Below are 25,122 nucleotides of genomic sequence, written 5' to 3'. Positions count from 1 at the left end.
CGTGTTGTCACCCGCGCTTCGTCGCCCGGTCATTGCATAATGTAGAACAGAAATGATTCTCTTACACCCGTTTTTTAGTATTCAACATGCGCATCCTGCTCGTCGAAGACCATGTAGAACTGTCCCGCTGGCTTGCCAAAGCGCTGCGTGACGCGCATCTGACCGTCGAATGCGCGATGAATGGCGCAGATGCGGATGCCTTATTGCATACGCAGGAATATGCCCTGGTGATACTTGATCTGACCCTACCCAAAATGGATGGACTCGACGTCCTCAAGCGTATGCGCGCGCGGGGCAGCAAAACGCCGGTGCTGATACTCACCGCCCGCGGCGGTTTGCATGATCGTGTGCAGGGACTGAATCTGGGGGCCGACGATTACATGGCGAAGCCGTTTGAACTTGAAGAACTCGAAGCCCGCGTCAAGGCTTTGCTACGCCGTTCTCAGGGAAACGAAGCCGTGACCCTGACCTGCGGTGCACTGAGTTTTGATACCGTCACCCGTTTATTCTCGTATGATGCAGCCTCGTTGTCCCTGACACCAAGAGAACATGCGGTGCTAGAGGCGCTGATCACACGTCGCGGACAAGCCGTCTCCAAGGAAAAATTATTTGATGAAGTATTTGCTTTAGACGATGAGGCAAACCTGGATGCGATAGAAATCTATATCCATCGCCTGCGAAAAAAACTAGAAGCAGTTAGTGCCGGTAGCGTGGCAATCACGACTTTACGCGGGATAGGGTATTTACTTGAAGTGCGTTGATTATCTGCTCCCTGTCACCTGATTAATATTGAAATGAAATATAGCCTGATCCACGGTAAAGAACTTGATGCAACGCTGATCGCTCGCTGGCATGTGCTGCGGACGGCGTCTGAGCAATATCAGAGTCCTTACTATCATCCTGCTTTTACCCAAATTGCTGCGGACGTCCGGGACGATACGCGGCTTGTGGTCTGTGAAGATGGCGGACAAGTAGTGGGATTTTTGCCGTTTCATCACTTAGACGCCCTGCACGCCCGCCCGCTGGGTTTATTCCTGGCCGATTATCAGGGACCTGTTACGGCGTCCGGTGTGCGGCTGCCAGCCGGGCCCCTATTGCGGGCGATGGATGTGCGTTATATGGGCTTTGATCATATGCCGCAAACGCGTCAGGACTTTAGCGCGTATGCGTGGCAGCACAGCCGCTCGCAAGTGCTGGATCTCGACGGCGGTTTTGATGCATATGCCGAACGACTCGCAAGCTTGCAAAACGTGAAGCAGGCCGGTGTCTTGAAAACCATCAGGCAGATGGAGAGAAAGCTTTTGCGCGAGCGTGGCGAATTACGCTTTACGATGCAAAGTTTCAGCGATCAGGATTATGAGCAGCTTTTGCAAGGTAAGTCGGCGCAATATATCCGCACCCTCGGTGAGGGGCGGGATACTTTTGCGATTCCCTGGGTCAGGCAAATGCTGGATCAGATTCGTGCCCGCACTACGGCAGATTTCGGCGGCATGCTATCGACGTTGCATGTCGGCGACGAATTAATCGCTGCGCATTTTGGCATGCGTGCGGGGAAGGTGCTGCATTTTTGGTTTCCCTGGTACCGGCTTGATTATGCGGTGTATTCAGCGGGTCTGATCTTGCTGAAAGAGTGCGCAAGTCATGCGCAGGAAACTGGGTTGAGCGTGATTGATCTTGGTCGCGGCGAGCAGCCATATAAGACGCGCTTTGCGACTAGTACCGTCGCTTTGTGCGAAGGGGCGATCAGTAATCCCGACCTGCTCCGGCAGGCGAAACACGCCTATCTGCGCGCGCGCTGGGCACTGCGTGATTCGAGCCTGGGGCAGAAGATCAAGTCTTATAAAAATAATTCCCACCATAATAAATCCTGAACCGGGAGTATCCATTTTCATGCGCTGGCTCTTCCCGGGAAAGACCGATACCGTAGGCAGTTTGCGTGGCCAGTTTCTGCGCTGGTTGCTCATACCTCTGGTTGTTCTGGTCGCGCTGAATGCCTTTTCTGTCTATCGCAATGCACTGGATGCCGCCGATCTTGCCTATGACCGTTCTCTGCTCTCGTCCGCACGGGCGCTGGCTGAGCGGGTTGCTATTGTGGATGGCAAAGTCGTGGCCAATGTGCCTTATGTGGCTCTGGATAGTTTTGAAACCGACACATTAGGACGGCTTTACTACAAAGTCACCGGCGTCAATGGAGAATTCGTCTCAGGTTACGAAGATTTGCCGACCTTGCCAAAGAATGTACCTCGCTCAGATATTTATCCGGCGCTAGTCCATTTTTTTCATGCCGATTATCAAGGCCAGCCTATCCGTATTGCAGCGTTGTTGCAGCCTGTGTATGACGATCAGATGCGCGGCATTGCCTTGATCGAGGTTGGCGAAACTCTGGATGCACGACGCGGTTTGTCCCGGACTATTTTGATTGATACCTTGTTGAGACAGGCAGCGCTGGTGCTGGCGGTTGCACTGATGGTCTGGGTTGCAGTGCGCTTTGTTCTGCATCCTCTGATGCAGTTGAAAGAAGAGGTGGAAACCCGTGAGCCTACGGACTTATCCGATTTTGATGCAAGTCTGGTGCACAAGGAAATACGGCCGCTGATTAATGCCATGAACGGTTATATGGCACGTCTGCAAGCCCTGATCAGCGGACAAAAACGCTTTATTGCCGATGCCTCCCATCAGCTGCGTACGCCGCTGACCGTGTTAAAAACACAGGCAGAGCTGGCATTACGTGAAAATGACGTGGTCGCCATGCGCCACATCGTACAAAGTATTGCCAACACCACCGATGCAACCGTGCACTTGGCAAACCGCTTGCTGAGTCTGGCCCGTACCGGTCATGGCGCGGCAGAAGCGGCGATGAGTCCGGTCGCTCTGAATCAGGTGGTGCGGCAGGTTTGTGTAGAGCTTGCCCTGCCCGCCGTAAAAAAACATATCGATTTATCGCTTGATGCCGATCAGGATATTGTCCTGCCTGGACAGGAATTATTGTTGCATGAAATGGTGACAAACCTGCTCGATAACGCTATCCGTTATACACCGGAACATGGAAGGATTGCGATACAGGTAAGAACCGAAGTGAAGTCCCGCTCGCACTATGCCGTGCTGGAGATCGAAGATAGCGGGCCGGGTATCGCGATGAGCGAGCGCGACAAGGTGTTTGAACCGTTTTACCGCGCGGCTTCCTCAAGTCAGATGAACCCGGGTGGTGCGGGATTGGGGCTGAGTATCGTGCGGGATATTGTGGCGCTTCATCAGGGGCAATTGCATCTGGACGATGTTGCGCAGGGAGCGGGTTTACGGCTGACTGTGTTGATGCCTTTGTACATCGCCAGCTAAATCTTAGTTTGCTGTTCTGCTTTTAAATGCGGTACGATACTCAGTAGAGTATGACTTGTATTACCTTATTTCCGCACATCAACTAATCGCAGGAGCACTACTATGGCAGATACTCCCCCACTTAAGATCGTTCAGGGCACCGCATTAACCGAGCAACAGAAGAAAGATTTGCTGCACCGGCTGGCGCGGGTAGAGGGCCAGTTACGTGGCATTCAGAAACTGATTGCCAAGGCCGCGGAACCGGCTGACTGCGATGGTATTGCTCAGCAAATGTCGGCGGCGCGCAAGGCGCTGGATCGCTCTTTCGTCACTTTGCTGACCAGTTCCATGGTCACGCATGCGGAAAAATCTGCCAACGTTGAGGACGCGGTTGAACGCGCGAAACATTTATCTGCCTTTTTGGATAAATTTGCCTGATGTATTCTTTGTAGTCTGCTCAGGCTTGCAGGCGTGATCGCCAGGCCTGAGACAGAACAAGCCGGTCTGATTGCCCTTACGCTGTGCGACGTCAGATGTGTAGGCTAGTCCGTTTATCCCGTCCTGCGAGTGTCTGGATATTGCCAGACCGGTTCTTTCTCAGGAGTGCTGCTGGTCTTTTGTCTGCAACAGCGTGATATCCCAACATCACTCATCAACACATCCGCTAGTTTCGCTCTCACGACTCACTTTCAAGACTCATTCTCACGATCTCACGAGGTTTTTATGAACGATTTTAAAATTCCTGTGGCAGTCTTGCGCACGGCGATTGCTGGGCTTTGCCTGACCGCATGTGCCGTGCATGCACAAACCGTGAAGGAAGCGCCTTTACGCGCTCATCTGGCGTTTCTCGCCGATGATTTGCTGGAAGGTCGTGGCACGGGTCAGCGTGGCGGTGACCTGGCAGTACGTTATCTGGAGACGCAGGCAGCAGCGATAGGATTGCAGCCGCTGACAGGGCATACTTATCGTCAGTCGGTAGTGCTGACGGGCGTACAAACCTTACCTGCTAGCAGTCTGCGCTTTGATGTTGGCGAGAGCGGCGGCACGCGCATTAATACGGAATTTGGTACGCAGGCGGTGTACGGTACAGGCGGGAATCAGGCTGAGGTCAGTGTCAATGCCCCGGTCATGTTTGTCGGCTACGGCATCCGTGCTGATGACGAGCGCTGGAATGATTATAAAAATGCCGATGTCAAAGGCAAGCTGCTGATCATGATGGTCAACGATCCGCAACCGACGCTGGCTGAGCCGGAGCGTTTTGGCGGTAAGGCACTGACTTATTACGGACGCTGGACCTACAAATACGAACAGGCGTTGCGCGAGGGGGCGGCAGGTGTGCTGCTGATCCACACCAACGCGTCAGCATCGTATGGCTGGAGCGTGCCGGTAAATAGTTTCAGCCATGAGCGCTTCCATCTTGATGGTGTGGGCAATGCGCTGGAAGGCTGGCTGCATGAAAATACCGCCAAAGCCTTGTTCAGCGCGGCCGGACAGGATCTGGATGTGTTACGTGCGAAGGCGGAGAGCCGCGACTTTCAGCCGGTTTTGCTGAATGCTACGGTACAGGCAGAGTTGAAAGTCGCAGTGCGCACGGTTGAGCAATTCAACGTGGTAGGAATTGTGCCGGGAACCGATCCCAAGCTGAAAGAAGAGGCCGTGATTTATTCCGCCCACTGGGATCATCTGGGCAAAGTGTCTGCTGCTGTCGGTGAAAAGGCGGATCACATCTGGAACGGCGCGATCGACAACGCCTCAGGTGCGGCTTCTCTCATGGCGATGGCGCAGGCTGCAGTGGCGCATCCGGCCCGCCGCAGCCTGATATTTTTATGGCCTTGCGCGGAGGAGCAATATCTCCTCGGCAGCGCCGCCTACGTGAAAAATCCGCTCTGGCCGCTGGCAAAAACCAGTGCCGATCTCAACCTCGACAGTATGAATTTCGTTGGTAAGACCCGCGATATCGGCGTGGCAGGCAGTGAGCGCAGCAGCCTCAATGCCACCGCCGCGATCGTAGCGAAGCAGATGGGCATGCATCTGGCACCGCAAGTGCCTGACTTGTCCGGCAGTTATTTCCGTGCCGATCATTTTAACTTTGCGCGTGCCGGGATTCCGGCATTCAATGTGGGTTCCGCCGTATTTTCAGGCGACGGTCATTTTGAATTTGAACAAAACGATGCAGCCTCGAATGCGATCATGCACGGTTTCACCAGGCATTATCACCAGGAAACGGACCGTTACGATCCTAAATGGGATTTATCCGGCATGGTGCAGCAGGCGCAATTTACCCTGAATCTGGGCTATGCCGTCGCTAACGCGCCGCGCATGGCAACCTGGAAGACCGGCGACGCGTTTGGCAAGATCCGGCGTTGATTCGCCTTACGGTCAAGCTATCACGCTAACAGGTGATCAGGCCGCCAGATGTCTTGCCTGTCGTTGTGGCAGGGATTTGGTATCGGATTTTTTCTCTGCGCTTTTTTGCGTGCCTTTATCTACCTTGTCCAATTTGGCGGCAGACTTATCGCTGACATTTTTACGATTCGCCTGACCCGCGTAATCGCTGCCCAGGATCTGTTCAACCAAGGCATCCTCCATATGGCGTTCGCTGCGTAACCATTCTCCTACCAGCGCCGCCAGACGTTCCAGCGCGATCCGGTGAGTAGCATCGGTGCGCTGATACAGCCAGTCGGACAAATCCATAAAGTGTTCAAACGGCGTTTCGCCCAGCACATGCGGCAAGGTATGACCGAAACGGCCGGAGTTCGCCACCAGATCCCAGTAGCGGGCGAAGCGTACCAGGCGTTGCATCGTGCTGAAATCAATCGTGCTGTTCGCCAGAATGGTGTAAGGCGGATAAGGATCGAAGACCATACCCCACTCTTCGGTATGACGGATGATCGGTGTACCACGCAGGCGTTTCAGGATGCCGAACTGGATCTCATGCGGTTTAAGCGCGTACAGCTTGTTAAAGCCTGCGGCGAAGCTTTCTACGGTTTCTCCGGGCAATCCGGCGATCAGGTCGACATGTAAGTGGGCTTCTGAGTTGTCGCATAGCCAGCGGATGTTATCGGCGGCTTTTTGATTATCCTGTTTGCGGCTGATGCGTGCCTGCACTTCCGGGTTGAAGCTCTGGATGCCAAGTTCAAATTGCAGTGTCCCCGGCGGAAATTTTTTAATGCCCTCTTTCAAGGCATCGGGCAGATGATCCGGCACGACTTCAAAATGCGCGAATACCGGATCCTCTGGATGTGCTTCCAGTTTATCGAGGAAGAATTGCATGATCTTCAGGCTGGTTTTGATGTTCAGATTGAAGGTGCGGTCAACAAACTTAAACAGCCGTGCTCCGCGGGCATGCAGATGTTCCATCTCGGCCAGGAACCGGTCAATGTCAAACGGCCAGGCAGTTTTATCCAGCGCTGATAAACAGAACTCGCATTTAAACGGACAGCCGCGTGAGGCTTCGACATACAAGGTGCGGTGCTTGATGTCCTCATCGCTGTAAAGATCGTAGGGCAAGTTGATGTCGGCCATGGGCGGCTGTACACCGGCGTGGATTTTCATCAAGGGTTGCGGACCATGTAACACCTGACGACAAATCTCCGGGAACGTTACATCGCCCCAGCCTGTGATCACGTAATCCGCTAATTTGACGATGTCTTGTTCGGCGGTTTCGTAAGAGACTTCTGGTCCGCCGAGGATGACGACGACCTCGGGTGCCACGCGTTTCAGCAAGGCAACGACCTTGGTGATTTCTTCGATATTCCAGATATATACGCCGAAGCCGATGATGAGTTTTTCTCCGGCCTGGCGATGAGACAAGAGTTTTTCCACGATTTCGGTGGTTTTCGCGCCGGTCACAAATTCCTGCAACCGGGTCTGCTCTTGCAAGGCACCCATGTTCGCGAGCAGATAACGCAGACCCAGTGAGGCGTGGGCGTAGCGGGCGTTGAGAGTGGAAAGCAATATGGTCATGAGGCAGGGCGTACAGCGATCAATAAGGGGGAAGCCCGTATTGTACGCTGCTCTATCGCGAAATCCGGGCGACATCCCATTGTTGTCAAAACGGCTCGGCCGCAGATTCGCGACTTTCATCCTCCACTTTTTGCATTTCGTCGCATTGCCATCGCAAGTGACAAACACATTGTCTACAGTACATACATCGATAGAGCAAATACAGATTCAGACCAGGCGCTATCGATCCACATTAACCGTAAATGACAGAGGTAAATCAAATGAAAACAACTTTTAAAACATCCGCGATATTGAGCACAGCTTTAGTTGCCGGTATCTTCGCTGTCGGTGCAGCTTTCCAGCCGGTTGCCGTCAGCGCCCCTGCTCCAGTAGCACAGATACAGACCGTCACTATCGTTGCTCAACGCATGAGTGCTGATCAAAAACTGGCTTTCGATACAGAAGCCGCCGGAGTACAAACAGTCGTGATCAGCGCAAAACGTTTGACTGAGGAACAAAAAATGGCGATGGCTCAAGAAGACCAGGTATTGCACGGTATTGCCGCTAAAGCGATCCGTACTTCCCAAAACAATGGTTAAACACCGCGCGTACAAGAGCCATCAGATGCAAAAAAATGTGAACGAAAGCGTCAGCACCATCGCGGTGAAGAATATAGAAATAATCGCCACTGGCGGGACGGCACAGTAAGACGAGTTCGTATCCAAGTCAAAGCCATTTTTATTCAGATGATTTTGATTTGGACATGAACCAAGACCGTCCTGATTACTTCTTTCACGAGACAAACGATGCCGCCCGGGTCGCTCATGCGCCTGAGGTGGCATGGTTTTTTTGTAGTGCCGACGCAGTATCGTATAACTGAACATGGTTCAACATAGCGAAACAGTCGACGGCATCAGCCGGAAGTCCGGCGAGGAGCCGCTCATCGCTTGACTTCAATTGACCGTGATTGACCATCACACGCATTTTTGCCAGCAGGTCGGCGCTGTGCAGCAGATGCCCTAACGGCGTCCAGACAGGCGCTTTGCTGCCGCCCGCCTGTTGTTGCAAGGCTTGTATTACCGTCGCAGGAAATTCCCAGCGCTGCGCTATCCGGTATGACAGGGTTGCGGCGACGGATGTGAATGCATGGTAAAAACTGCCGGAGTAGTTGAATTTCGGCTTATCACATTGCTGATCGAGTAAGCGGAACGCAATGATCAATCCCACGTTTTTCATCAAGCCAGTCAGAAACGCCTGAAAAGGATCGAGTCCGGTCGCGAGCTGATAGCAAGCCAGAGCACATTTTTCAGACTGGTTCCAGAGATGTGGTGCGGCTCTGCGGGTGAAGTTGCCGGCGTTCAGATTAATGATGGGACGGAAAGCGACTTTTGCGATCAACAGGCGCAAGCCATCCTCTCCCAGCACCATTACGGCTTTCTCCAGGCTATTAATACGGTCTGCCGGGTTATAGAGCGCGCTGTTCACGGCATTGATGACCTCACCTACCAGCACCACGTCTTTGACAATATGCGAAGACAATTCGCCTGCCGACACGGTTTTATTGCGCAGGCTGCCTAGTAATTGCGGGATCACGGTGGGCACACGGGGAACGACCACCGCATCGTTCAGATCGGATGCCAGTAAAGCGTATAAGGCTTGCAGCACTTTTTGCTCGATGTCCATATTGCTGCCTTCGCCGGGATTGCCCATGAGCCAGGAAAAAAACAGAGGATCAACTGCAATCTGCGGACGCCATGCCTGCAATACGGGAGGGGCGATTTCTGTTACGGCGGGTTTAGTTTCTGCTGCCGCAGTTGTAACAGGTGTAATGGCTGTTACAGAATGACTTGCCTCTGGCGCGCTTTGCGCTACGATAAGGGCTTGTGATGGCGTGGATACCGCGGCTGGTGTTGCCAGTGTCTCTGCAGCCTCCGCTGGCGTAGTTGCACTGGGAGCGGTTTCGGCCGGCGGTGTTTTGCTGAACACTTGATTGAACAACTTGGACAGGAAATTCTGCACAATATCCCTTTCAGTTCGTCATGAGACAGGCTTGCCAGGTGCTGCTGAGATGTCTTGTGCAGTGTAACTTTAATTTCCTCACCCGCGTTAGCCTGTTGCTATCGTCAGGCTAATGTGTCGTTTCATTACCAATCTGAAAGGGGATACCATGTCCAGACCAGGTCAAAGCAGCAGATTGCTGATGTGCTGTGCAGCATTAATCGTAGGTCAGTTCGTCGGTCAGTTAAGCCAGGCTGGCGTGATTAGCGACAAACTCATGGAGCGCCGCGCTCAGCAGTCGGAGATGGAAGAAGAACAGGCGGCTGCCAACGGCCCCCGCTTTAAGTTGCCACCGGGAACGCGAGTGCTCGACGATGTCGCGTATGGCAGCGATCCCAAACAAAAAATGGATATCTATCTCCCGGCCAGTGCAGGTGATCACAGCGCTGTCAGGTTGCCGGTGATTTTTATGGTTCATGGAGGTGCCTGGGCCATCGGTAGTAAAACCCATAATAAAGTCGTCGAAAACAAAGTCGCCCGCTGGCTTCCGAAAGGCTTCATTTTCATCTCGATTAATTACCGGATGTTGCCGCAGTTATTGGCCAGAGAACAGGCCGAGGACGTTGCACGGGCTCTGGCAATGGCGCAATCCAAGGCAGCCGAATGGGGCGGCGATCCAGATCAGTTTATTATCATGGGGCATTCTGCGGGAGCGCATCTGATTTCTTTGCTGAGCACGTCACCGGATATGGTCGCGCAGTTCGGCGTACACCCCTGGTTGGGTAGTGTATCGCTGGACAGCGCCGCGTATGATATTCCGGCGATCATGGCGACCAAACATTACAGCTTCTACGACAAAGCCTTTGGTACCGATCCGGTCTATTGGCGACGTAGCTCTCCTCTGCATGCGCTCAGTACTGCCGGTGCGCCTTTTCTGGCAGTCTGCTCCAGCAAACGTCCGGATCATCCTTGCGATCAGGCCGACTATTTTGTGAAGCGTGCCAACGCCATCGGCATGCGGGCCAGTGTATTGCCGCAGGCTCGCAGTCACGGAGATATTAATCAGCAGCTTGGTCTGGAGAATTCTTACACGCAGGCCGTTGAAGATTTCATGGCCTCATTGTCACCGGCAATCAGGCGGCATCTTGAATAAAATGCCGGTTCCTGCCTATTCACAAATCTGATTGCGGCCGCCTGTTTTTGCCCGGTAGAGTGCTTCGTCGGCCTGCAAAAACAAGGCATTTTCAGTTTTGTGTTTAGGATAAAACGCTACCCCGCCGCTAATCGAAAAGCGTTTGATCTCGCCGGGTGCGATTTCAAATTCGATCTGATTAAAGCCTTCGCGGATATCGTCCAAGCTGCGCATCACCGCGTCATGATCGGCATTCCAGAACAACATTACGAACTCCTCGCCACCAAAACGGCTTAGCAAGTATTTGTCTTCTAAAAACTGCCCTAAATACATAGACAGACGCTTGATGACGACGTCACCAAAATGATGTCCCCAGGTGTCGTTAATCGTTTTAAATTTATCGATATCGAAGATGACAACAGCAAGCGAAACCTTTGCCTGGCCTGCTTCGTAGATTCTTTCTTGCGCGCGTTTTTTGTAGCCGACTTTATTCAGCAAACCAGTTGCCCGGTCTCTCGAAATCAGGTTTTTATTGGTGCGGATTTTGTTGATACGGTTGATCAGTTGCGCAGTCGTAATCTGATTCGTCTGATGCATCATCACGACATCAAATCCTGCTTTGACACCGCGTTCAGACAGCGCGTTATCGTTGCTTGTCTGCAGCATGACAATTTCTAAACTCGGATCTGCGGCAATATTTTTTTGAATAATTTCGGCAATCGATTCAGCATTTTTATAACTCTCACTGTCGATGACCACCACATCCGGCAGTGAAAATTTTACCTGCGTATGCAAGGTCTGATAATCATCGTGCCGGATCAGGCTGATATTGTGTTCTGCCAGCATCGACTCATCCAGCCATATAGAGGTGCCGTGGAACAGAATCTTGCCCTGATCGTCGCGTTTGCGCTGGGCAAAAAGATTAAACAGGTTGTCGACCAGATCCTCGCTGCTGAACGGTTTTTCTGCATATGCCATGCAATTCGTATCGAGCAACATTTTTTGCAACAGATACCGGCTGCCCTGCTTCGCGGTCTCCAGATAAACGTATTGACGGTTATCCGGTAAAGGCTTTAACAGATCTTGCAGGAACATATTGCGTTTGTCTTTTACCGCATGCAAATCATGTAGCACGTCTAAATCAACAACGAATAAATCGTCATCATTTGCGGTTGCGATTGCCTTAACAAAGGGATCTATCTGACTGAAAAAAATAATGTCAAAATTATATTTGTGTGCATGCAGTTTTAAGGTGGTACTTTCATCCTGGACGAAAAACCGTTCTGCGAGCATGAAGACGTTATTCTTGTAGAAGCTAACAGGTAGAGATGAGGTCATAGTGGCGCCAGATGTATTGCAAAAGAAATCTCATTGCAGAAAGCAAAGTATTCCTCAATGTCGCTTTTATCACAAGCCTCATTTTTCGTGATTTAACAAGTTTGGCGAGAACTGTGAGCCGATCTCAGCTTGCGGATCACGAGGTCACGTATTTAAACACCTCATAAATTGCTGCGTGGAAATTATTAATGAATTAATCCGCCAGATCGCGTGACGGGGCGAGCTTCGTTCTGCGTCAAACCTCGATGCAATACGCCTAGCAGGCTGCTTTGCCGGTCATCCTGACCTAGATGCCAGAACATGACACCCGCCATTCCTTGTTGTTTCAGGTAGGCAATTTTGTATTCCAGAGACACCGTATCGTCATAACTGACAAAAATATGTTTTTCCGGATGCCAGAGCCAGGGAACTTTCGTCTCATGACTGAAATAACGTACGTAGCCCAGTGATGCTTTGAGCATGGTCTGGATTTCGGCATAGCTTGCCATGCGAGGTTCTTTGCGCCGGGTACAACTATCGCAACCGATCAGCAGAGCCGGATCACCCTGATAATTTTCTGCGGATTCAGTGACAAATGTCTGATACAGACCATGGTTCGCCGGCGTCACCTGAAAAAATGCCCTGCCATAAAATGGTACGCCCAATACCATCTTTTTCGCCGGAATACCGGCACGTAAATAATGCGTCACGGCCGTATCGATCGTGCTGGCAACAGGAGATGGAAATAGTTTGTCCAGACTAGCCTGACTGATTCCTGCCACAGAAGACAAGCTGCGTAAGGGATTGGTGATCAGCGGCTCATCGGGGTGGCCAAACAGGGGCGCATTGTGATTACTGCGTGCTTGCCAGACACCGTTCAGGTCGTAGCTCATCAAATTGATGTAATCGAGTTGCGCTACGATTGCGGGTAGTTGCGGATAATACCGCGTCATATTTGCTACATCGCCTGGTCCGGCAATGGTGAGCTGATAAGGTTTCTTCTGTCTTTGCAGATTCTCTTGCGTCAGCTGGCGACGGATTTCTGTGAGCAGGGCGACGAACTGATCGGCGTCTTGCGGGCGTGGATATTCCCAGTCGATATCGATTCCATCGAAGTCGTAATGTTTCATGAATGCGACACAGGAGTTCGCCAGCTTTAACCGGTGCTCTGGCGTGCTGACTGCATCGCGATAGCGCGTTACCGTAGGACTGCTGTCATTGCTATACGTCCAGCCACCCAGAGAGAACAAAATACGCAGCTTGGGATGATGCTTTTTTAACGCCATTAGTTCGCTGAATACCTTTGCTGCTTTGTCTTTCTCCACTCCCTCGGGCAGATCGCATTCGCCGTTGGCATTTATATTGATAAAGGAGAAATTGATGTGTGTCAGCATCGCTGCTTTGCGCGGCGTAATGTACGACACCGGAAATTCTGCAGCCTCTGGGTAGTGATTAATCTGCTCTTTTTCGAGCAGGTAATAGCCGATCACCACATGCTGGCGAGTGTGAGTGTCAGCAAAGCCTGTAAGTGGCATCAGGGTTGCTGTGAGTAATAACAAATTAAGCAGAAATGGATGACGCATACGTTTCATTCTCTTGACTGGCGCTGCAATCGGGTTACAGCGCATCATTAACATGGTGAGAATGCGGTGTCCGCAGAGGCCGGTCAACAGATTTTTGGATTGTTTTCGGGAGCTGCATACCAGTGCCAATTTTCCGTGCTGGCGATGTCGTTTCGGGTAATACCAGACGATTTCTCTCCAAGGCTGGTATCTGGCATGTCACTTATCCGCCAGGATGCGTTTGTTCCATGGCATCCATGATACGGATCGCATTTACCTTATACTTCGTGGTTTGTTACATCAGAAAGTAAGATCATGGACGTCAAGGCAATCGATCATCGTTTAGAAGAATTAGAAATCAAAATATCGCGCCAGGAAGATGTCGTAGATACCTTAAATCAGCTCGTTTATGAGCAACAGAAAAAAATTGCTGAGCTGGAGGCCTTATGTACGGCGCTGGTCGGGCGCATGAAAGAAATGGCGATCAATGCCAGCCAGCAGCGGATTATTGATGAAAGACCGCCGCATTATTAAAAAACCTGAAGGAAATTTAATGCGACTCTAATACGACTCTATCTGTCTATTTCATTTAGTAAAAAAAGGAACCATCAAGGTTCCTTTTTTATTTGGTATCAAAACAGATTACTGCGCAGGCGCGTAATTCAGCGGTGTCCATGCATACGCTTTGCCTTCATTACGCACATAGCCTAAGCCAGGAAAAGACAAATGCGATGCGCCAACCATATAGCCTTGTTTTGCTGCATCGGCATACGCTTTTTTACGCTCTGCCGCGGCTGATTTGCTATCAGAGTCAAACTGGATAGTGACTTCAGGATGGTCAAACTGAACCGCTGCCACATGCATCAGATCGCCCCAGAGCATAAGTTTTTGACCCTTGCTCTCTACCAGATAGATGCTGTGACCAGCTGTATGACCGTGGCTGGCAATCGCTTTGATCCCCGGTACCAGGTCGGTGTTGCCCTCAAAGGCCTTGAACTTATCTGCCTTGACGTAGGGATTTAATGACGCCATCGCTCCCTGGAAAAAGCCTTTGGACTCTGCCGGAGCCTTATCCAGATTTGCCTGACTCAGCCAAAAATCAGCATCATGCTTATCGGCGCGAACGACAGCATTCGGAAATACCAGTTTGTCGCCATCGACCAGACCGCCCACATGATCAGGGTGCATGTGAGTGATATAGATTTCATCAACTTGTTCTGGCTGATATCCCGAAGCTTTCAAGTTACTGGCAAGCTTGCCTAAGCTTGGCCCGAACAGACCAGCGGCACCGGTATCGATCAATACGAGCTTCGTGCCGGTATTAATCAGGTAGCCGTTGACCGAGGTATCTAGCGGACTTTTCTGGTGAAATTTACTCAGACCCTTGGCAATTTTTTCCGGTGAAGAATTGGTCAGCAGTTTATCTACCGGCAATTGCACGGTGCCATCAGACAAGGCCGTGACTTCAAAATCGCCCAGCATGACGCGGTAGTAGCCCGGCGCCGATGTTTTGACCATCGGTGCGGCGGCGTGTGCTGCCGGTGCGATGACGGCAGTAAATGCAGCGAGAGAGAACGAGGTCGTAGCGGTGATCAGCGCCAAACTGCTGGCGCGCAAAAAACGGTTAGTGAGGTGAACTGTAGTCACGTTAAATCTCCGATATGCGCAAAATAGCGTGGCGCCATTATGCCGACTTTCGGAATTTGCTGCTTTGCGCGACCGGTTTCTTTGAGCTGCGGGTAGATTCCTAGGTCATCAGCGAAACGGTCAGTGCTTTGACTTCTCTGTCGGACTCTTCAAGGATGTGATGAATAGTGCCGTCGCCGACCAGAAAATCTATTTCCGATGCAGCTTGTCGGATAGTTGCTTCTGAACGGGTGTCCAGCGGCGAAGGGACGGATGCCAGGTCGTTAGCTAGCACCAGTGTATCGCCGAGACTTTCCGGAGGCATGACACGGATGCCTGACCATAGCGCTTCTACGGCGGTGATGATGCGTTTTGGCAGCATCAGTTTTTTTAATACGGCACGACCGATCACAACTTCATCCGGCTCAGCGAGCTCGCCGTTACTGTCTGTATTTTCCTGACTATCTGGTTCCATCAATGCAGGCAGCTGATCGGCACGTGACAGCAGATAAAAACCGCTGACTTCATGCACGATACCGGCGAACATTGCAGTCTCGGCATCGGTGTTACTGACCTTGCGCGCCAATATGTGTGAAAGTGCTGCGACGTGCGCTGAATGCTCCCACAACTGATGCGCTTTTTGGCGTAAAACAGGGTCGTTGATAGCACAACTGAGTTGTTTGACTACGACCGAGGCGACGATAGAGCGCAGGGTGCTGAAGCCGAGTATCGTGACCGCAGTTCTCACATTCGTCACGCCGCCACCGAAGCGCGAGTAAGCAACAGAGTTCGCAATGGCGACAACGCGTGAAGCCAGCAGGGGTTCGGTCAGGGTGAGTTTGGCAGCGGCCTCCAGACTACAATTCGGGTCATCGAGCAATTGCTGGATTTTGAGAGATGCGTTCACATTGGTGGGGAAAACTAACTCACCTTGATTTGCTTCTACTACGATACTTTTGAGTGCTTCGGACTTTTTCATGCGTAAAATTATACTCTCGCGCATGCGTAATCAGCGTAGCGAAAACGCTCAAATCAAGGGAAATTGTCAGAAATTCTTGTCAAATTTCAATGCTTTCGTCAGCTTACTCGTCAGCTTATTTGCCGTACTGACAACCAAAGACGGTTCATGGTTCTTGGCGGCAACAGATGATGTCACCATGGGTGTTTTGCGGACAGGTTGCGCATTGTTATCCAGTTTGAATGTCGATACAGTTTTAGCCAGCGCATCGGCCTGTTCTTCCATACTTTCTGCCGCGGCCGCTGCTTGTTCCACTAGCGCCGCATTTTGTTGCGTCATTTCATCCATCTGATTAATCGCACGGTTAACTTCCTCGATACCGGTAGTTTGTTCCTGACCAGCGGCCGTAATCTCTGCCATGATGTCGGCGACTTGCTTGACTGAGCTGACGATATCGCCCATGGTCTTGCCAGCGGCGTCAACGAGTTTGCCACCGGCATCGACTTTTTCGACCGAGTCACCGATCAAGGTTTTAATCTCTTTAGCCGCACTGGCGCTGCGTTGTGCGAGATTGCGCACTTCGGACGCAACCACGGCAAAGCCACGACCCTGTTCGCCTGCCCGTGCTGCCTCGACTGCGGCATTCAGCGCCAGAATATTGGTCTGGAAAGCGATGCCATCGATCACGCCAATGATGTCGACAATCTTGCGTGAGCTTTCTTTAATCGAGCTCATGGTGTTGACGACCTGACCGACTTCCTGACCACCTTTGACCGCAAAGTTCGACGCAGACACCACTAGGGTATTGGCTTGTCTTGCGTTGTCCGCATTGTGTCGCACGGTGGCGGTAATTTCTTCCATCGAGCTGGCCGTTTCTTCCAGTGCGCCGGCTTGTGTTTCTGTACGTGAGGACAGATCTGCGTTGCCGGTAGAAATTTCTGCCGATGCAATCGCAATTGCATCCGTGCCGTAACGCACTTCACTTACGATGTGATGCAAGTTGTCATTCATTTCTTTCAGCGCGTTCAGTAACTCACTGATTTCATCTGAACCGCTGGTCGTTTCACGGAATGATAATTCTCCTGCTGCAACGCGTTTCGCAATCTCGACCGCATCTCGTAACGGTGTTGTGATACTGCGTGTCATCAGCATAGAAAACGCTGCGCCCATCACCAGCATCACAGCACCGACACCAAACAACAGAGTGGACAGACGCTTACCTTTGCTTTCCATATCGCCGGATAATTCTTGCGCTGCTTTGCTCTGGACATCAACGAGCTTATTGATCTCTACCAGAGCTTGTTGTTGCAAAGGATCAATCTTGGTCGCAATGACCTTAACGGCTTCTTCGCTGTTGAAATTCAGGATCATTTTATAAGCCTCTTTATTTGGCTCATCCGTTTGCTGATCCAGTTGATTAATGGTATCGATGATTTTTTTTTCGCCATCGCTGAGGCCGAGTGCGATGAGTTTGTCGCGGGCTTCCAGAAAGCGGGCACGTTGGGTTTTGACGATGGCTTTTTGTTTGTCGATTTCGGCGATGTCGGTTTGCAGGCCGATGTTGCGCAATGCCAGGCCGCCCTCAAGCAAACCGCTTTTCATTGCAGCAGCAAGTGCGGTTTTGCTATTTGAGTATTCGAGACCGGCAATCATTTGACGGCGATTACTTGCGCTAAAAAAACTGTCTGTAATAAGCAACAGTATCAACATCGCCAGGATTGCACCAAAGCCAACGGCGAGGCGGGTTCCTATGCGTAGATTGCGCAAATTCATAGCAGCTCCCTAATGTAAGAATGTCGCTTCATCGCAGCTCAGGCGATGCGCATTACAATAACGTAACAGAGTTTATAGCGTAGAAAATCTCGAATCAGGTACGGATCAGCAAACAAGCTATGGCTCACCAGATTTGCTTGTTGAATTTGCTTCCATCTTCATGTTACGACAAATATTACTGCGCCGCACTAGGCTTGTCTGGATATGTGTTGTCTGTGTCATTATTCTGTTGCATTCGCTGTCACCGGCCTTAGATAACCCTCAACTTTTGCGAACTCTTGCGCTATGCCTATTTTTATTGTTTTGCTGGTCCTTGTGTCGATTGTATTGTTCGTGGTGTGGTCGAAATGGCGCGCGGCCGTCAGAGCCGACTATATCCGCACGTATATGTTTCCGACCGGATTGCTGGAGCGCCTGATAAAGCTGCGGCCAGAGTTATCGCTGAAAGACCGGCAACTCGTGGCGCGTGCCTTGCGGCAGTATTTTCTGGTGTATCTGAAGAGCGGCTATCGGCATGTGTCGATGCCCTCGCAAGTCGTCGATGATCTGTGGCATGAATTTATTCTCTACACCAAGCATTACGAACAGTTTTGCAATAAAGCCTTTGGACGTTATATGCATCACACGCCGGCAGCAGTATTAGGTGCCAGCCAGCGTAATAATGATGGCTTGCGCCGGACCTGGTGGTTTGCCTGTCTCGAAGAAAACATCAACCCGCGTCGTGCGACGCGTCTGCCTTTGTTGTTTGCGCTTGATGGCAAATGGAATATCGCCGATGGCTTTCGCTATGAACCTGATTGCAGCGCGTTGCGTAAAAACGGTGATGGCACCGTGTATTGCGGTGGGGATTTTTCTGATAGTGGTGCTGGCGGTAGTTCGGGCAATCTGGATAGCAGTGACAGTCCTTATAGCTTTAGCGACAGCAATGATTTCGGTGGTGGCGGCGACAGTGGCGGTGACAGCGGTTCTTCAGGTTGTAGCGGCGGCTGTGGTGGCGGTGGCGACTGATTTTTGTGGTTTGAATTGCTCGCGATAGGCCGCGGGCGACAGGCTGGTATGCCGCTTGAACAGGCGCCGGAACGAGCTCAGGTCGGTATAGCCGGTGCGCTCTGCAACTTCGTCTAATGTCAGTGTAGTGGTTTCCATTAAACGCTTGGCCAGATCAATTTTCAGTAACTGCGCATAACTCGCCGGTGTCGTACCGAGCGCCTGATGAAAATGTCGTATCACCGTGCGTTCACTGACCGCCAGATAAGCGGCCAGCGGGGGCAAACGGAAAGCCAGATGCCGGTGTTGCCGCAACCATTTTTGTGCCCGGATCACCAGGTCGTCGGCATGTGACTGATTTTCTTGCTGGGTCATGCCGGATAAATTCATGTACGGTGTCTGGGTCGCCCGGTTCGCATCAATCAGCATGGTTTTTGCGACGCTCGCGGTGACCTCAGGACCGGCAAAGCGGCGTACGATATCGAGCGCCAGATTCATATACGCACTCGCGGCACCGCTGGTCACGATGTCACGGTAGTCATCCAGCACCTCACCCAAACGCAACTCCACCTGCGGATAGCGTGCTTTAAACACCCGTTCCAGCCACCAGGCGGTAGTCGCATGGCCATGATCCAGCAAACCGGCCTCGGCAAACACAAAACTCGCGCTGCAATTACTGACCAGCAAACTGCCTTGCGCATGTTTTTTCCGGAGCAGTGGAAAATAAGGACGCAACTCATCCAGCGTACGCCACAGGTCCTGTATGCCGTTTCCAAGAAAAATACCCGGCAACATCAGCACATCCGCCTTGATATCGTTGCTGACATCGCCAGTGAAATCGCCATCGACTTGTAGCACCACGCCGGTCGGTGTCTTTACCGCCGCTCCGTCGGCAGAATGAATAGACCAGCTAAACAAAGGCTGGCGTTGCTCCTTCGCCTGCCCCTGCGCGATCCAGATCGCATTCGCAATCGCGAACACATCCAGCGGTGCAGTCACCGGCGAGGCCATACATTGCGGGTAAATCCAGACGGCGATATGAGTCATTGAGTGCTTGTGTTGGTTGTTGACAGGCCTTAGTTTTTACATAAAACCTGACGGAGTAATTCAATGTATGTCAGTATTTGCACTAATTGCGTCAATACTGACACTATGCGAGCCTTTCCGCAATATCTACAATGACTCCCAACCACATTATCGCCAGGAACCCCATGGATACAGCGCACACCAAACGCAGCCTCACACCTGAAGGCTTAAACCAATTCGGCAGCCAGTTCTTGCCCGGACATCTGGGCATACGCATCACCGCGCTGGAAGGTAATACCGTCAGCGCCGAACTGACTGTCACGCCACAATTGCTGGCACCGAACGGTTTCCTGCATGCAGGCAGTGTGGTGACGCTGGCCGATACCGCTTGCGGTTATGGCTGCATCAGCAATTTGCCGGAAGGCGCCAGCAGCTTTACCACGATTGAGCTTAAATCCAATCATCTCGGCACTGCTCGCGAAGGCCTGGTCGAGGTTAAAGCCCAGGCGGTTCATCTGGGACGCACGACCCAGGTCTGGGATGCCACTGTCAGTCACCAAGGCAAAACCATCGCCTTATTCCGCTGCACGCAAATGGTCTTATTCCCGAAGGAAGCAAAATGACTGACGCCCACACCACCGTCCTCGAACAATGGCTGGCAAAAGAAGCAGAAGTCCGCGCACGGATGCAAGAGCCCGGCGTGATTCCGTTGGAAAAAATGAAAGAACTCAGCGGCCTGGAATTTTTGCAAGGCATCCTGAGAGGCGATTTTCCGGTAGCGCACATCGGCAAGACGCTGGATTTTTTTCCGGTTGAAGGCGAGGCTGGGCGCATCGTGTTTCAGGGTACACCGGGACGTCAGCATTACAATCCGCTAGGTAGCGTGCACGGTGGCTATTTTTGTACGCTGCTCGATTCCGCCGTGGGCTGCGCGGTGCAGTCGATGTTGCCAAAAGGCGTGGGTTACACGACGCTGGAAATCAAGGTCAATCTGATCCGTGCATTAACCGATAAAACCGGACCGGTACGTGCTGAAGGCAAAGTGATCCAGGTCGGCCGTCAGGTCGGTACTGCCGAAGGCCGCATCGTGGACGCCAGCGGCAAAATCTATGCGCATGCGACCACTACTTGCCTGGTGTTTCCACTGCCATAAATCAGGTATGCTTTTGAGCGTTCTTAATCCACTGATTCGCTCAAACGATCACGCTGATGAATACCATCGACACAAAAGGTGTAACACAAGCAGGTGTAATACAAGTAATACCGGCCGCTACCGACGTTGTACGTCAGTTCTGGGCGCTAATGGCCAGTAATGATTTTTCGTCTGTCGGTGCGGTGCTGTCGGATGATTTTTTACTAGACTGGCCGCAGTCGAACGAGCGGATTCGCGGCAAAGATAACTTTGCTCGTATGAATGCCGAGTATCCCTGCAACGGGCGCTGGATTTTTACTATCAATCAATTGCTTGGCAATGATGTTGAGGTCGTGTCCGACGTCAGTATTACGGATGGGGTCCAGCATCCGCATGCGATTTCTTTCTTTACAGTAGTGAACGGAAAAATCACCGCGATCCGCGAATACTGGCCGGAACCCTACCCAGCACCGGCGAATCGCCGGCATCTGGTCGAGCAGATTCGCTGAGGTATTGCAGGATCCAGAGCGATACGTCCTTTAGAATTTATTTCAATAAAACAGAGATAAATCCTAGTCCGCTTTGACTACCGGCCACCCCTTTAACGCCGCTCTGCGCAAGAACGATTGCACGATCGCACGGTGAAATGGTGCGATCAGCCGGATGTAGGTATGGCCCAATATGTTATGGCAATGCACGACAGTCGACAATGTCAGATACCGTTGCAGTTCATTATGTGTGCTTGTCGTATGCAACATGACCGATAGTCTAAAATCCAGATGTTTGTCGTTCTCACCTAAGACGATTTCATCAGCACTTTTTTCTATGATCCTGAAGATCTGAATATGCTGGCCATCTCTGGCACTGGTACTGGCACCGGCAGCTCCTAGCTGGCGTGAGGTCTTTAGCCCAAAACCTGCGACTAGCACATCGCGCAGACCCATCAGCGACGTGACCCAGGGCGCTTGCTGGGCAAAGATAAATCGTGCCAGCAGTTCCGGATTGTCGATGGCGTTTACTGGCAGGCGCACAGCATACGCATCGGCCAGATCCGGCTTGTCGTACACATGGGCGATGCGCGAGTGCTCTGGCAAATCGCTGGCGATAGCATCGTGGTAAGCATATTGATAGACGCGACGCATGAGTACTCCCTTGATAACGGTGGTGGTGATTTAATCAGTGCAACTCAGGATTCAGCCAGGGGTTGCGGGTATCAACGACGGCACCGATTTTTTTCAGCATATGCATCATGCCCATGTAAGCACGGTCAAAATACGGCATGTCCTCGTGATAGCTCAGCGCGAGTTTGACCAGGATTTTTCCATGACCGGTATCTGGTGCGGGGTAGGATGTTTTATGCCGGAAGTCGAAACGCTGCATCGTAAACGGCTGAAGCTGCCACTCCACCAGCGCGGTCGCGGCGGGTATTAATTGTGATTCAAAATCCTCCAGACTCAGCTCGGCTCGTATCAGTCCGAGTTCGATATATGCGAGCCGCACCGGGGCAAACGAGCTTCTGTTCTGATCCAATAATCCGCGCCAGGCTTTCGCCATTGAGGTACAAAAACTCTCAGAGATCGATTTAGTACAACCAAAATCCAGCACCCCCAATTGTCCATCCGCCATGAACAAAAAATTACCGGGATGCGGGTCGGCATGCAGACGACCAAGTTCGCAGACGCTGTGCCAGAACCAGTCGAATAGCAATTGTCCAAAATGATCACGCGCAGCCTGATCGGGGCTGGTCGCCAGCCACTCATCGAGATGCAATCCGTCCAGTCGTTGCATGCTCAATATGCGCTGACTGGAATGACTTGCGACCGGCACCGGAATCACGATGCCCCGCAAGCGCACGTGTTGGGCAAACCAGCGCAGTTGCCCGGCTTCATGTTCGTAATCGAGTTCTTCGGCGAGCTTATGTTCGAGTTCACTCATGATGCGATCCACCAGCTCCTTACGCGGAATCAGATCAGAGCCAAGCGACATGGTATGCAGCAAGCCGCGCAACATACGGACGTCGCTGCTGATCGACGCCGCAATGCCGGGATATTGAATTTTGACAGCGAGTTGCGTGCCGTCGGCCAGACTCGCGTGATGAACCTGTCCCAGACTAGCCGCCGCAAACGAGGTCGCGTCAAATTCAGCAAACACATGTTCGGGTGCTTGTCCGAATTCGCGGCTGAAGACTTTATGCACCAGTGCCCGGTTCAGCGGCGTCACCTGATAGCAGCCTTTGGCTAATTCACGCCGGATGCCAGCCGGCAGAAAATCTGCCTCCATGCTCAGCAATTGCGAGATTTTAAGCGCCGTGCCTTTTAGCTGATTGAGAGCGCGAAATAAGATGCGCCCCAGCTCGGCTTCATGCTCATCCCGAGCCGTGATTTTGGCCTCGTCACTGCGCGTGAGCTGACGTGCTTTGTGGCCGACATGGCTGATGCCAACCTGTGCGAGTGCCAGTCCGCTGACCGCGCTGCGACCGAGTTTGCTGGAAGGAGGATTTTTGCTCATCAAATCAGATCCGTGTTTTGACATCTACTCAAGCGCCGAGGCCGTGTTTAGCCAGCTTCAGCATAGTCAGCAAACCTGAGCCGTTTTGCATCACACGCGACAATTGATTACGGATTAAGAAGCTGGCCAGTTCCGACAGTTTATTCACAACGCCGCTCTTCAATGCCAGTACCAGTACTGCCAGCGTCAGATCCACTAGCTGGGTAGTGTCAGAAAATTCTTCGGACTCATCCTTGAGCCAATAGGCGATCACCGCAAACAGATAATCCGCGAACAAACCACCTAACAAGTTTTTAAAATCGCACGCAGCGATCTCACCGCTCTGCTCCGCCGCATCGATAAAAGCCACGATCTGTGTCTTCAATGCTTGCTGTCCCGGCATCTGATCCCGCATCATCAGGAGCGGCGATTTGCCGACAACCGTGCGCGTGATCTCGACAAATTCACGATCCGCCAGCAAGAGTTCGAGCAAGGCATCAACCAGTCTCTGCAAGCGTTCTTGCAAACTAAATTGCGCCAGACCCGGCGTCTCCAGCGTGACTTCCAGCACGATGTCGATATATAACTCGTAATAGGCGAGCAGAAGTTTTTCTTTGGTCGGAAAATACTTATAAATCGTCGCATCACCAATCCCCGCCGCCCGCGCAATCTGCTTCATGGTCGTCGCCTCATAACCATGCTCCGTCATCAGATCGACCGCAGTACGAATCACTTGGCGCCGGGTTTGCTCTTGCTGGGATTTGGATGTTTTCATTTTGGGTACTTACTATCTTTTAAGTGATCAATTGTTACTCTCAATGTATATCAAGTATTTTAAAAACGCAAGTAAACATCGATTTAACGATAGTAAGTATGTATAAATACGTTTGGAGGAGGTGCCAACGGCATTGATCAACAAGATGGATCAGTAAGGCTTGATAAGGGAGATTTCTAAAAACCTTTTCGAGGTGCGCACCTGGGGTTCGTCCCCGCGTCCACCGGGTTCACTGATGGCAATCAATGGGCGGGGCGCAACCGTGGGCTCGGTATCCGGTGGTTGCATCGAAGACGATCTCATCTACCGCACTCAAGAAGAAGGCATGCCAGTCGTCTGCACCGGCAATTTGCGGGTATTACTGCGCTATGGCATCTCGGCCGATCAGGCGCATCGCTTCGGCCTGCCCTGTGGTGGCACGGTAGAATTGGTGCTGGAGTCGGTTTCTGCACTTAGCTGTCTGGATGAGTTATTACTGGCCTGCGAACAGCGCCGCAGCACCGAGCGGATATTGGACTTAAACAGCGGCACGGTTGAATTGCACCCAGGCCAACGCGATGGCGTGACTAGGCATTTTATGTAGGCGCAATCGGCTCGCTGCGCAATAGCGAGTAACGCCGCGAACGGCTACACACCCACTTCGATATCTCAGAACTCGCACTCTAAAACCTACATGGACCAGCAGGTCTGTACATAGGCAGCAAGACGCCGGCAGAAATCGCTCTGTCCATCATGGCTGAAATAGTGGCGCTAAAAAATGGCATCTGCAAACCTTCACTCACGTCAGTGATAACGGGGAAATTGCGTGACGAAGAAATCGAACATCACGCTACCGACAATCCTAGCTACTAAGAATTATTTCACTAACTGCCGGGGTTGGCATCGGCTTAAATTTAGAGCGATGCTGCCTCTTTTTTACTGCTGATTTTTAAAGCGAACTCGACCTCTTTGGCTGGAATTGCGTTAAGTAGGTGCGTAGGATAGTATTCATTTTGCTACGTTTGTGGTCAAATCCCGTTCCCTCTTTTAGCTCTTGGCAGTACTTAATTCGACTTGATTCTAGAATTTTGCAATTGCCTCATCGTTAAA

25 protein-coding genes are annotated in these 25,122 nt (G+C 51.7%); 14 read left to right on the top strand and 11 right to left on the bottom strand.

All coding sequences use genetic code 11. The features are described 5' to 3' along the window. Positions 1 to 86: 86 nt before the first annotated feature. The 5 genes from ACO0K4_RS03365 (at position 87) to ACO0K4_RS03345 (ending at position 5,682) form a co-directional block, all read left to right on the top strand. On the top strand, positions 87 to 761 hold the full coding sequence (locus ACO0K4_RS03365; protein WP_422955177.1) for a response regulator: 675 nt from the start codon (positions 87 to 89) through the stop codon (positions 759 to 761). 33 nt (positions 762 to 794) lie between these two features. Beyond that, positions 795 to 1,871: a GNAT family N-acetyltransferase gene (locus ACO0K4_RS03360; protein ID WP_422955176.1), complete on the top strand. Its 1,077-nt coding sequence runs from the start codon at positions 795 to 797 to the stop codon at positions 1,869 to 1,871. Positions 1,872 to 1,890: 19 nt separating this feature from the next. Then, positions 1,891 to 3,336 (top strand): sensor histidine kinase, encoded by a 1,446-nt coding sequence (locus ACO0K4_RS03355; RefSeq protein WP_422955175.1) that lies wholly within the window; start codon positions 1,891 to 1,893, stop codon positions 3,334 to 3,336. Positions 3,337 to 3,438: 102 nt separating this feature from the next. Next, on the top strand, positions 3,439 to 3,753 hold the full coding sequence (locus ACO0K4_RS03350) for a metal-sensitive transcriptional regulator (protein WP_422955174.1): 315 nt from the start codon (positions 3,439 to 3,441) through the stop codon (positions 3,751 to 3,753). Between the two features lie 285 nt (positions 3,754 to 4,038). Further along, positions 4,039 to 5,682, top strand: coding sequence for a M28 family peptidase (locus ACO0K4_RS03345; protein WP_422955173.1), 1,644 nt, complete (start codon positions 4,039 to 4,041; stop codon positions 5,680 to 5,682). Positions 5,683 to 5,718: 36 nt separating this feature from the next. Here ACO0K4_RS03345 and ACO0K4_RS03340 read toward each other — a convergent pair whose 3' ends face one another. After that, positions 5,719 to 7,281 carry a DUF4080 domain-containing protein gene (locus ACO0K4_RS03340; RefSeq protein WP_422955172.1) on the bottom strand — a complete coding sequence of 521 codons (1,563 nt, stop codon included), beginning with the start codon at positions 7,279 to 7,281 and terminating at the stop codon, positions 5,719 to 5,721. 260 nt (positions 7,282 to 7,541) lie between these two features. On the opposite strand from ACO0K4_RS03340, the gene ACO0K4_RS03335 reads away from it, so the two are divergent. Continuing rightward, complete coding sequence (locus ACO0K4_RS03335) at positions 7,542 to 7,859, top strand: hypothetical protein (RefSeq protein ID WP_422955171.1); 318 nt, start codon at positions 7,542 to 7,544, stop codon at positions 7,857 to 7,859. Positions 7,860 to 8,082: 223 nt separating this feature from the next. On the opposite strand, the gene ACO0K4_RS03330 is transcribed toward ACO0K4_RS03335, so the two are convergent. Further along, entirely contained in the window at positions 8,083 to 9,279 is a 1,197-nt protein-coding gene (locus tag ACO0K4_RS03330; RefSeq protein ID WP_422955170.1) for an HDOD domain-containing protein, read from the bottom strand. 148 nt (positions 9,280 to 9,427) lie between these two features. On the opposite strand from ACO0K4_RS03330, the gene ACO0K4_RS03325 reads away from it, so the two are divergent. After that, positions 9,428 to 10,411, top strand: coding sequence for an alpha/beta hydrolase (locus ACO0K4_RS03325; protein WP_422955169.1), 984 nt, complete (start codon positions 9,428 to 9,430; stop codon positions 10,409 to 10,411). Between the two features lie 15 nt (positions 10,412 to 10,426). Here ACO0K4_RS03325 and ACO0K4_RS03320 read toward each other — a convergent pair whose 3' ends face one another. Both ACO0K4_RS03320 and ACO0K4_RS03315 read right to left on the bottom strand, forming a co-directional pair. Then, positions 10,427 to 11,728, bottom strand: coding sequence for a GGDEF domain-containing protein (locus tag ACO0K4_RS03320; protein ID WP_422955168.1), 1,302 nt, complete (start codon positions 11,726 to 11,728; stop codon positions 10,427 to 10,429). Positions 11,729 to 11,913: 185 nt separating this feature from the next. Beyond that, positions 11,914 to 13,290: a glycoside hydrolase family 18 protein gene (locus ACO0K4_RS03315; RefSeq protein WP_422955167.1), complete on the bottom strand. Its 1,377-nt coding sequence runs from the start codon at positions 13,288 to 13,290 to the stop codon at positions 11,914 to 11,916. 294 nt (positions 13,291 to 13,584) lie between these two features. Between ACO0K4_RS03315 and ACO0K4_RS03310 the strand changes: the two genes are divergently transcribed. Continuing rightward, positions 13,585 to 13,803, top strand: a complete 219-nt coding sequence (locus ACO0K4_RS03310) for a SlyX family protein (RefSeq protein WP_422955166.1) — start codon at positions 13,585 to 13,587, stop codon at positions 13,801 to 13,803. Between the two features lie 108 nt (positions 13,804 to 13,911). Here ACO0K4_RS03310 and ACO0K4_RS03305 read toward each other — a convergent pair whose 3' ends face one another. The 3 genes from ACO0K4_RS03305 to ACO0K4_RS03295 all read right to left on the bottom strand — a co-directional run bounded on the left by ACO0K4_RS03305 (position 13,912) and on the right by ACO0K4_RS03295 (position 17,626). Next, positions 13,912 to 14,787, bottom strand: coding sequence for an MBL fold metallo-hydrolase (locus tag ACO0K4_RS03305; RefSeq protein ID WP_422955430.1), 876 nt, complete (start codon positions 14,785 to 14,787; stop codon positions 13,912 to 13,914). Between the two features lie 229 nt (positions 14,788 to 15,016). Then, positions 15,017 to 15,874 carry an HDOD domain-containing protein gene (locus ACO0K4_RS03300; RefSeq protein WP_422955165.1) on the bottom strand — a complete coding sequence of 286 codons (858 nt, stop codon included), beginning with the start codon at positions 15,872 to 15,874 and terminating at the stop codon, positions 15,017 to 15,019. A gap of 66 nt (positions 15,875 to 15,940) precedes the next feature. Beyond that, the gene (locus ACO0K4_RS03295) at positions 15,941 to 17,626 is read right to left on the bottom strand and encodes a methyl-accepting chemotaxis protein (RefSeq protein WP_422955164.1); all 1,686 of its coding nucleotides are present in this window, start codon (positions 17,624 to 17,626) and stop codon (positions 15,941 to 15,943) included. Between the two features lie 285 nt (positions 17,627 to 17,911). Here ACO0K4_RS03295 and ACO0K4_RS03290 point away from each other — a divergent pair, with 285 nt between their 5' ends. Further along, entirely contained in the window at positions 17,912 to 18,634 is a 723-nt protein-coding gene (locus ACO0K4_RS03290; protein WP_422955163.1) for a glycine-rich domain-containing protein, read from the top strand. On the opposite strand, the gene ACO0K4_RS03285 is transcribed toward ACO0K4_RS03290, so the two are convergent. After that, positions 18,596 to 19,660 (bottom strand): GlxA family transcriptional regulator, encoded by a 1,065-nt coding sequence (locus ACO0K4_RS03285; RefSeq protein ID WP_422955162.1) that lies wholly within the window; start codon positions 19,658 to 19,660, stop codon positions 18,596 to 18,598. The two genes, ACO0K4_RS03290 and ACO0K4_RS03285, sit on opposite strands and share 39 nt — an antisense overlap. Before the next feature lie 164 nt (positions 19,661 to 19,824). Between ACO0K4_RS03285 and ACO0K4_RS03280 the strand changes: the two genes are divergently transcribed. Genes ACO0K4_RS03280 through ACO0K4_RS03270 form a run of 3 tightly spaced genes read left to right on the top strand, consistent with a single transcriptional unit; the run spans position 19,825 to position 21,280 of the window. Next, the gene (locus ACO0K4_RS03280; protein WP_422955161.1) at positions 19,825 to 20,262 is read left to right on the top strand and encodes a PaaI family thioesterase; all 438 of its coding nucleotides are present in this window, start codon (positions 19,825 to 19,827) and stop codon (positions 20,260 to 20,262) included. Further along, positions 20,259 to 20,792, top strand: coding sequence for a PaaI family thioesterase (locus ACO0K4_RS03275; RefSeq protein ID WP_422955160.1), 534 nt, complete (start codon positions 20,259 to 20,261; stop codon positions 20,790 to 20,792). Before ACO0K4_RS03280 ends, ACO0K4_RS03275 begins: the two co-directional genes overlap by 4 nt. 56 nt (positions 20,793 to 20,848) lie before the next feature. Beyond that, positions 20,849 to 21,280, top strand: coding sequence for a nuclear transport factor 2 family protein (locus tag ACO0K4_RS03270; protein WP_422955159.1), 432 nt, complete (start codon positions 20,849 to 20,851; stop codon positions 21,278 to 21,280). A gap of 63 nt (positions 21,281 to 21,343) precedes the next feature. Here ACO0K4_RS03270 and ACO0K4_RS03265 read toward each other — a convergent pair whose 3' ends face one another. The 3 genes from ACO0K4_RS03265 to ACO0K4_RS03255 are packed head-to-tail and all read right to left on the bottom strand — an operon-like array spanning position 21,344 to position 24,033. Next, positions 21,344 to 21,913 carry a DUF2867 domain-containing protein gene (locus ACO0K4_RS03265; RefSeq protein WP_422955158.1) on the bottom strand — a complete coding sequence of 190 codons (570 nt, stop codon included), beginning with the start codon at positions 21,911 to 21,913 and terminating at the stop codon, positions 21,344 to 21,346. A 34-nt stretch (positions 21,914 to 21,947) separates the two neighbouring features. Next, on the bottom strand, positions 21,948 to 23,279 hold the full coding sequence (locus ACO0K4_RS03260) for an ABC1 kinase family protein (RefSeq protein WP_422955157.1): 1,332 nt from the start codon (positions 23,277 to 23,279) through the stop codon (positions 21,948 to 21,950). Between the two features lie 28 nt (positions 23,280 to 23,307). Continuing rightward, the gene (locus ACO0K4_RS03255) at positions 23,308 to 24,033 is read right to left on the bottom strand and encodes a TetR family transcriptional regulator (RefSeq protein ID WP_422955156.1); all 726 of its coding nucleotides are present in this window, start codon (positions 24,031 to 24,033) and stop codon (positions 23,308 to 23,310) included. A gap of 262 nt (positions 24,034 to 24,295) precedes the next feature. Between ACO0K4_RS03255 and ACO0K4_RS03250 the strand changes: the two genes are divergently transcribed. Then, complete coding sequence (locus tag ACO0K4_RS03250; protein ID WP_422955436.1) at positions 24,296 to 24,616, top strand: hypothetical protein; 321 nt, start codon at positions 24,296 to 24,298, stop codon at positions 24,614 to 24,616. A 104-nt stretch (positions 24,617 to 24,720) separates the two neighbouring features. Further along, positions 24,721 to 24,885 (top strand): hypothetical protein, encoded by a 165-nt coding sequence (locus ACO0K4_RS03245; RefSeq protein ID WP_422955429.1) that lies wholly within the window; start codon positions 24,721 to 24,723, stop codon positions 24,883 to 24,885. Positions 24,886 to 25,122: the final 237 nt, after the last annotated feature.

It is taken from the genome of Undibacterium sp. RuTC16W, from assembly GCF_049339445.1.
GTDB lineage: Bacteria > Pseudomonadota > Gammaproteobacteria > Burkholderiales > Burkholderiaceae_D > Undibacterium.
The sequence above is the reverse complement of the archived record's forward strand: the minus strand, read 5'-3'. Positions and strand labels throughout refer to the sequence as shown.